5 protein-coding genes are annotated in these 8,005 nt (G+C 70.7%); all 5 read right to left on the bottom strand.

What is annotated here, in order from left to right:
* Window positions 1-88: 88 nt before the first annotated feature.
* Window positions 89-1,588 carry an MFS transporter gene (locus ACZ5XS_RS39580; RefSeq protein ID WP_468659778.1) on the bottom strand — a complete coding sequence of 500 codons (1,500 nt, stop codon included), beginning with the start codon at window positions 1,586-1,588 and terminating at the stop codon, window positions 89-91.
* Window positions 1,589-1,753: 165 nt separating this feature from the next.
* Entirely contained in the window at window positions 1,754-3,937 is a 2,184-nt protein-coding gene (locus tag ACZ5XS_RS39575) for a glycosyltransferase family 39 protein (RefSeq protein ID WP_468659776.1), read from the bottom strand.
* A complete protein-coding gene (locus ACZ5XS_RS39570; protein ID WP_468659774.1) occupies window positions 3,934-5,502 on the bottom strand; it encodes a bifunctional glycosyltransferase family 2/GtrA family protein in 1,569 nt (522 codons plus the stop codon). The genes ACZ5XS_RS39575 and ACZ5XS_RS39570 overlap by 4 nt, the downstream gene beginning before the upstream one ends.
* A gap of 14 nt (window positions 5,503-5,516) precedes the next feature.
* Complete coding sequence (locus ACZ5XS_RS39565) at window positions 5,517-7,136, bottom strand: sensor histidine kinase (RefSeq protein WP_468659772.1); 1,620 nt, start codon at window positions 7,134-7,136, stop codon at window positions 5,517-5,519.
* Window positions 7,133-7,873: a response regulator transcription factor gene (locus ACZ5XS_RS39560; RefSeq protein WP_468659770.1), complete on the bottom strand. Its 741-nt coding sequence runs from the start codon at window positions 7,871-7,873 to the stop codon at window positions 7,133-7,135. The genes ACZ5XS_RS39565 and ACZ5XS_RS39560 overlap by 4 nt, the downstream gene beginning before the upstream one ends.
* Window positions 7,874-8,005 lie beyond the last annotated feature (132 nt).

Genomic DNA, 8,005 nt, shown 5'->3' with positions numbered 1-8,005 from the left:
TGGGGGAGGAGCCACGTGGGCGTTTCGGCAACGCGGCGAGGTGCGGTGCCAGGCCGCGCGACCCGGACGGGCATAGTGAAAGGACCCCTTAGGCGGAGTCTGCCCGCTCCGCCCTGCGCAGCAACGCCGCCGCGACCACCCCTCCGAGCAACACAGCGACCGCACCGACCAACTGACTGTTCTCCAGCCCGGAGGCGAACGCATCCGTGATCCGAGCCTTCTCCTCAGCCGACCCCGCCGAGGCAAGCGCGGCCGGCAACGAGGAAGCCGCCACCGGAATCAACGCGGCGAACCTGGAGTTGAGCACAGCCCCGAGCACCGCAACCCCCAGCCCCTGCCCGAACTCCGCCACCGTGCCGTTGATCCCCGCGCCGACCCCGGCCTTCTCCGGCGGGATCGCACTCATGATCGCGTGGGACATCGCCGGGCTGGCGACCGCGGCCCCCGCGCCGATGAGCAGCAGCCCCAGCAGCGTGCCGGCGTAACCCCCGGAGGAGATCGTGGCGATCGAGAGGAGGCCCGCCGCCATCACCGTCATGCCCAGCCCGATGGACAGTGGGGTCCCGAGCCGGGTCGCCCACTTCGCCGACACTCCGGTGAAGTTCAGCGCCACGATCATCAAGGCGAGCGGTGCCGTACGCAGGCCCGCCTCCAGGGGACCGTAACCGAGCACGAACTGCATGTGCTGGGTGAGCAGGAAGAGCGATCCGCCCATCCCGAAGGTGATCAGTACCGCGCCGGCGACCGCTCCCGTGAAGCGGCGGTTCCTGAAGAAGTGCATGTCGAGCATGGGGTGGGGGATCCGGCTCTCCCAGTACCCGAAGGCGGCCAGCACCACGACCGCGACGGCCGCCGGAGCCATGACCCGGCCGGAGGTCCAGCCGTGCTCCGGCCCGGAGATGATCGCGAACACCAGGGAGGCCATGCCGATCGTGGACAGCAGGGCGCCGAGCAGGTCGGGCCGGTCGCCCTGCGGGTTCTTCGACTCGGGGACGAGTGCGACGACCGCCACCAGGCCCAGTGCGGCGACCGGCAGGTTGATCAGGAAGATCGCTCCCCACCAGAAGTGGTTCAGCATGAAGCCGCCGATGAGCGGTCCGGTCGCGAAGCCCAGCGAGTTCACCGCCGCCCAGATGCCGATCGCCTTCGGCTGTTCCTCGGGAGCGAAGATCTGCATCGCCACGGCGAGCGTGGTCGTCATCAGCAGCGCGCCGCCGACTCCCATGCCGGCCCGCGCCGCGATCAACTGGGCGGTGGAGTCCGCCAGTCCGGCCACAAGCGAGCCCGCCCCGAACAGGACCAGGCCCGCGATCAGCATCTTCTTGCGGCCGTAGCGGTCCGCGGCGCTGCCCGCGGTGAGCAGCAGGCCGGACTGCACCAGCGAGTAGGCGTTGATCATCCACTGGATGTCGGAGGTGCCCGCGCCCAGTTCCCGGGTGAGGGAGGGGATCGCCACGTTCAGGACGGTGTTGTCGAGCAGCACGGTGAGCTGTGCGAGGCAGATGACACCGAGGATCAGCCAGCGCTGGGGATGGCCGCCCGTCTGTTGAGTCTGCGCAGGGGTCTGTTCCTGGGGGGACGTCGTCATGCTGTACACCGTAGAACAGTTCCCATACGGCGTACAACGAGATACGGGGAAGGGCGGTGGCCGCGGCCATCGCCCTTCCCCGTCGTCGTTCCGGCCCGAAGGCCTACTGCTTGCGCCTTCTGCTTGCGCCTTCTGCTTACGCCTTCTGCCTTACGCACTTCTGCTTTACGCCTTCTGCGTCAGGTCGTAGAAGGTGGCCGAACCGACCGTCACCTTCTTGAAGTTGGCCTCGATCCAGGTGGTGATCTGCGAGGACGTGCCGTCGCTGCTGCCACCCATGCCGCCGCCGGTGCCGGACGAGACGAAGTAGTGGATCCTGCCGTCCTCCACGTACTGCTTGAACTGGGCCGGCGTCGGCGACGGGTCGGTGCCGTTGAAGCCGCCGATCGCCATCACCGCTTCCCCGGTGGCGAGTTGGTAGCTCGCGGCGTTCTGGGCGCCGATGGCCGCCGCGGCCCAGGTGTACTGGTCGGCGTCGGTCTCCAGCAGCTTCCTGGCCTCGTCGGTGACGGTGGCGCCGTTGAGCAGACCGCCCACGCCTCCGCCGCCGCCCATGCCGCCCCCGTCGCCGGCCTGACCGCCGCCGGGGACGCCGTTGCCCTGCTGGTTCCGGCCGGGCATGCCTCCGCCGGGGAAGGTACCGGTGCCGCCCTGTGCGGTGCCGTTGCCGTTCTGCTGGTTCTGGCCGCCACCCGGGGCGCCGCCGCCATCGCCGCCGGGACCGCCGCCACGGCCGCCCATCATGCTCGCGCCCGCCGGACCGGCCGTCGGGATGGAGCCGGTGTGCGCGGAGTTCACCGTGCTCAGCGTGTACGCCGCCGGGCCGGCCAGCGAGGCCGCTATACCCAGCGCCACGGCGGCGAGGGCGAGCTGCCGGCCGAGCCTGGCAACGAAGATCAGGCCGAGCGCGGCGGCCAGGCCGCCGGTCAGCACCAGCCACTTCAGCCAGGGCAGGTAGTCCGGGGTGCGGTTGAGCAGGACGTAACCCCAGGCGGAGCTCGCCACGACCGCGGCCGCGAGGGTGAGCGACGCCCACATCTCGCCCCGCTTCTCCCACAGGGTCGCCGAGCCCATGCCGATCACGGCCGCGATGTAGGGGGCGAGGGCGATCGTGTAGTACTGGTGGAAGATGCCCGCCATGTAGCTGAAGACCACCATGGTGATCAGCAGCGAGCCGCCCCACACCAGGAACGAACTCCGGGTCACCGACGTCCGGTCGAGCTTGCGGGTGGCCACCAGAGCGGCGGCGAGCAGGATCAGCGCGGCGGGCAGCAGCCAGGAGATCTGGGCGCCGATCTCGGAGTTGAACATCCGGTCCCAGCCGGTCTCGCCCCACTGTCCGGTCTCGCCCCACTGTCCGGTGCCGCCCGCGCCACCGCCGCCGACGCTGCCGGTCTCCTCGCCGTTGATGCGGCCGAGGCCGTTGTAGCCGAAGGTCAGCTCCAGGGAGCTGTTGTTCTGCGAGCCGCCGATGTACGGGCGGGACGACGCCGGCCACAGCTCGACGATCGCCACCCACCAGCCGCCGGCCACGACCATCGCACCGGTCGCGAGACCGAACTGTGCGAAGCGCTTCTTCAGGCTCACCGGCGCGCAGACCGCGTAGACGATCGCGAGCGACGGCAGGATGACGAAGGCCTGCAGGGTCTTGGCGAGGAACGCGAAGCCGATCGCGACACCGGCCCACACCAGCCACTTCGTACGGCCGTCCTCCAGGGCGCGGACCACGAGGTGGCAGGCCAGTGCCATCAGCAGGGCCAGCATCGCGTCCGGGTTGTTGAACCGGAACATCAGCGCCGCGACCGGAGTGAGCGCGAGCACCCCGCCCGCGATCAGACCGGCCCCGGGGCTGAACCGGCGGCGCACGGACGCGTGGACGACCGCGACGGTGCCGACGCCCATGAGGACTTCGGGAGTGAGGATCGCCCACGAGTTCAGGCCGAAGATCCTGACCGAGATCTCCATCGGCCACAGGAAGGCCGAGGGCTTGTCGACGGTGATGGCGTTGCTCGCGTCCAGCGAGCCGAAGAACATCGCCTTCCAGGACTTGCTGCCCGCCTGGACGGCCGCCGAGTAGAAGGAGTTGGAGTAACCGGACGCGCTCAGGTTGTAGAGGTAGAGCGCGGCGGTCGCGAGCAGCAGGCCGAGGAACGCGGGTCGCGCCCAGCGCGGGTCCTCGGGCCGCCCCCGCCACAGTCTGCGGACGAAGGGCTGCCGGGGTTCGCCGGATTCGGGTGCCGACGGAGCCGAAGTGGCCACCGGCTCCTGGACGGCCGTGTCCGTACCGGCTGTCGGCGGCTCCCAGGCCGAGGGGCCCTGGGGGGTCGGATGGTCGGTGTGGGTGGTCATCGGGCGTCCCTCGGGTCGGTGTCGGTCGGACGCACCGGCGGGAGCCACGCGGTCGCGTCCCTGCTGGTGCGGTCCGCGGCTTCACCGGCGCGGAACCGGGTGGTGGTGTCGAACCGGCTGGTGTCGAACTGACCGGAGCCGAACTGGCTGGTGCCGAACTGGTCGCCGGCGTACGGCGATCGGGGCGCCGTGGCGTACTGGGGGCCCTGCGTCGGCGCCTGGGCCGCCGGGCGCTGCGGCAGCGGCGGGTACGGCTGCTGGTGGGCTCCGGGTGCCGTGAAGGAGGTCGGGGCGGACGGCGTGTGCGCGGCCACGACCGTCGCCTCGCGCTTGTCCGGGAACACCCACGCCCGGAAGAGCAGGAAGCGCAGGACCGTCGCGGCCAGGTTGGCGGCGATGAGCACCGCGAGTTCGGTGGAGTGCGCGGGGTCGGAGGACGCCGCGTTCAGGGCGGCGAGGGAGCCGCTGGTCAGCGCGAGGCCGATGCCGAAGACGACCAGGCCCTGTGCCTGGTGCCGGACGGCGCCGCCGCTGCCGCGCACCCCGAAGGTCAGCCGGCGGTTGGCCGCCGTGTTGGCGACCGCCGAGACCAGCAGGGCGAGCGCGTTGGCGGTCTGCGAGCCGCCGAACTGCCGGAAGGCGCTGTAGAGCACCAGGTAGAAGAGCGTCGACAGACCGCCGACGACACAGAATCCGACCAGCTGGCGGGCCAGGCCCTTCGGCACGTCCTGGAGGTCGCGGTCGCGCGGGTCGTCACCGAACGGCCGGGTGATCCGGTCCAGTGGCAGCGAGCCGGTGGCCAGAGCCTTGCCCACGCGCCACACCCCCTTGAGGTCATCGGTCGCGGTCTTCACGATGTGGACCGTCGAGTCCGGGTCGTCGACCCAGTCGACGGGAACCTCGTGGATCCGCAGCCCGGCCCGTTCGGCGATCACCAGCATCTCGGTGTCGAAGAACCAGCCGCTGTCCTCCACGAGAGGCAGCAGCACCTGGGCGACGTCCCGGCGGATGGCCTTGAAGCCGCACTGCGCGTCCGAGAAGCGGGCCTGGAGGGAGCCGCGCAGGATGAGGTTGTAGGAGCGGCTGATGAACTCCCGCTTGGCGCCGCGCACCACCCGCGAGCTACGCGCCAGCCGGGAGCCGATCGCGAGGTCCGAGTGGCCGGAGATCAGCGGTGCCACCAGCGGCAGCAGCGCGTTGAGGTCGGTGGACAGGTCCACGTCCATGTAGGCGAGGACCGGGGCGTCCGAGGAGGACCAGACGGTCCGCAGCGCCCGGCCGCGGCCCTTCTGCTCCAGCCGGAAGGCCCGCACCTCCGGGATCTCCGCCTCCAGCCGCGCGGACACCCGCGGGGTGGTGTCCGTCGACGCGTTGTCCGCGATCGTGATGCGGAACGCGTAGGGGAACGTGCGCTTGAGGTGCTCGTGCAGTCTCAGCACACACGGCTGGAGGTCCTTCTCCTCGTTGTAGACGGGGATCACTACGTCCAGGACAGGCGTTCCGGCGTCTGTGGCCGGGAGGTGCTCCCGCGCCGGCAGGGTGCCGGGAGAAGAGTCGGTTCGCATGCCGACGACTCTGGTCAGGCCCCCTGTTGCACCCATATGCCAGCGCTGTGCTGTGCCTGTGAGTGCGACTGCCAGTTCGTTTCGGGTGCCGGATGGGGCACCACCGGGCCCAGCGCGGGCAGGTGCAAGGTGAACACGGTGCGCCCGGGAACGCTGTCGACGGTCACCGCGCCGTCGTGCGCGGCCGCGACGGCCTGCACGATGGCCAGTCCCAGTCCGGTGGACCCGGAGGCACGGGAGCGCGAGGAGTCGCCGCGCGCGAACCGTTCGAAGACCCGCGGGAGCAGATCGGGCGGGATGCCCTGGCCGTCGTCCTCCACGTCCACGCACAGCCACGGCCCGCGCCGCTGCACGCGCGCGGTGACGGTCGTACCCGGTGGGGTGTGCTTGCCGGCGTTGGCCAGCAGGTTGACGAGCACCTGCTGCAACCGGGCCGCGTCCGCCGACACCAGGGCCGGTTCGTCGGGCAGGTCGAGGCGCCAGATGTGCTCCGGCCCGGCCGCGCGCGCGTCGCTGATGGTGTCCACGACGAGCGGTACGAGGTCGGTCTGCTCGAACTGGAGAGGCCGCCCGGCATCCAGGCGGGCGAGCAGCAGCAGGTCCTCGACGAGGAACGTCATCCGGCCCGCCTCGGACTCGATACGGCCCAGGGCGTGCCGGGTGTCCGGCCCGACCTGCTCTCTGCCGCGCCGGGTCAGCTCGGCGTACCCGCGGATGGAGGCCAGAGGGGTCCTGAGCTCATGGCTGGCGTCCGCGACGAACTGCCGTACCCGCGTCTCGCTCTGCTGGCGGGCGTGCAGCGCCCCGTGGACGTGGTTCAGCATCCGGTTCAGCGCGGCCCCGACCTGGCCGACCTCGGTGTGCGGGTCGGTCTCCGACTCGGGGACACGCTCGCTGAGGTTCACCTCGCCGGTGTGGAGCGGGAGTTCGGAGACGCGGGTGGCGGTGGCGGCGACCTTGCGGAGGGGGCGGGTGGCGACACCGACGAGGACGTAGCCGGCGATACCGGCGGCGACGAGGCCGGCGGCGGTGACGCTGAGTTCGATGATGATCAGAGTGCTCAGGGTCTTGTTGACGTCCGTGGTCGGGAGCGCGACGTAGTAACTGCCGTTGGTGCCGGTGCGGTACTCGACGCGGTACTCGCCGTAGCCCGGGATGTCGACCGTGTGTGCCTTGCCGTCCTGGGCTGCGGCGCTCAGCGCGGTGCGCGCGGCCGCGCTGAGGTTGCTGGCCGCCATGCCGCTGATGTCGGTGCTCTCGTCCGACTCCTGGCCGACCTTCGCCTCGGTGATGCGGCCCTTCTCGACCTTGGCCGCGATCATGTTCTTCGACTGCGGGCCGCGCGTGACAAAGTCGCCCAGGTCGAAGGTCTGGGGTGCCTTCTGGTCTGTTGCCTTCTTGTTGGGGTCGCCGCCGGGCGGCCCGCCGAAGCCGACTGCCCGCCCTGCGACCTCGCTCACCTGCCCGTCCAGCTGCTCGTACAGATGCGACCGCAGCGCCAGCGTGGTCACCGTGCCGATCACCGCGCAGACCACGGCGATCAGCACCACCGATGCGACGACGAGCCGGCTCCGCAGGGTGCGCGGCGTGCCCGCCGGCTTCTTCTGCGTACGCGGCCGTCGTCGCCCGCTCATGACGCCGCGGGCTTGATCAGGTAACCGGCACCACGCCGGGTGTGGATCATCGGCTCACGGCCCGCGTCGATCTTCCGCCGCAGGTAGGAGATGTACAGCTCGACCACGTTGGCCTGGCCGCCGAAGTCGTACGACCACACCCGGTCCAGGATCTGCGCCTTGCTCAGCACCCGGCGCGGGTTGCGCATCAGGAAGCGCAGCAGCTCGAACTCGGTCGCGGTGAGGTGAATGCCTTCGCCGGCCCGCGACACCTCGTGACTGTCCTCGTCGAGGGCGAGGTCACCGACGACCAGCACGGAGTCGGACCGCCGGTCGGCCGCGCCCGAGCGCCGGATGAGGCCCCGCAGCCGCGCCACGACCTCCTCGAGGCTGAACGGCTTGGTGACGTAGTCGTCGCCACCGGCGGTGAGCCCCGCGATACGGTCCTCGACCGCGTCCTTCGCGGTCAGGAAGAGAACCGGCACCTCGGGCAGGTCGCGCCGCAGCCGCCCCAGAACGGTCAGCCCGTCCATGTCGGGAAGCATCATGTCCAGGACGACGGCGTCGGGCCGGAAGTCACGGGCGGCCTGGATCGCTCCGGTGCCGTCACCGGCACTCCGGATCTGCCATCCCTCATAGCGCAGGGCCATGGACAGCAGCTCGGTGATCGACAACTCGTCGTCCACCACAAGCACTCGGACGGGGCTCCCGTCCGGCCTCAGCAGTTCGGTGCGCCCCTGGGGCGAGGTCGTGGTCATGCTGGACACGATGTCGGGGGCCTCTGAGAGCATGCTTTCGAGAACCTGTGATTTTCCTGAGAAACGCACAGGAAGCTCTCAGGCAACCCCTGGGAACCCCACCCAGACGTCCGATTCTCAGGCGCCCGGCTC

The sequence above is a fragment of the Streptomyces sp. NPDC033131 genome, from assembly GCF_055578365.1.
This window is presented reverse-complemented; position numbering and strand designations above follow the sequence as displayed.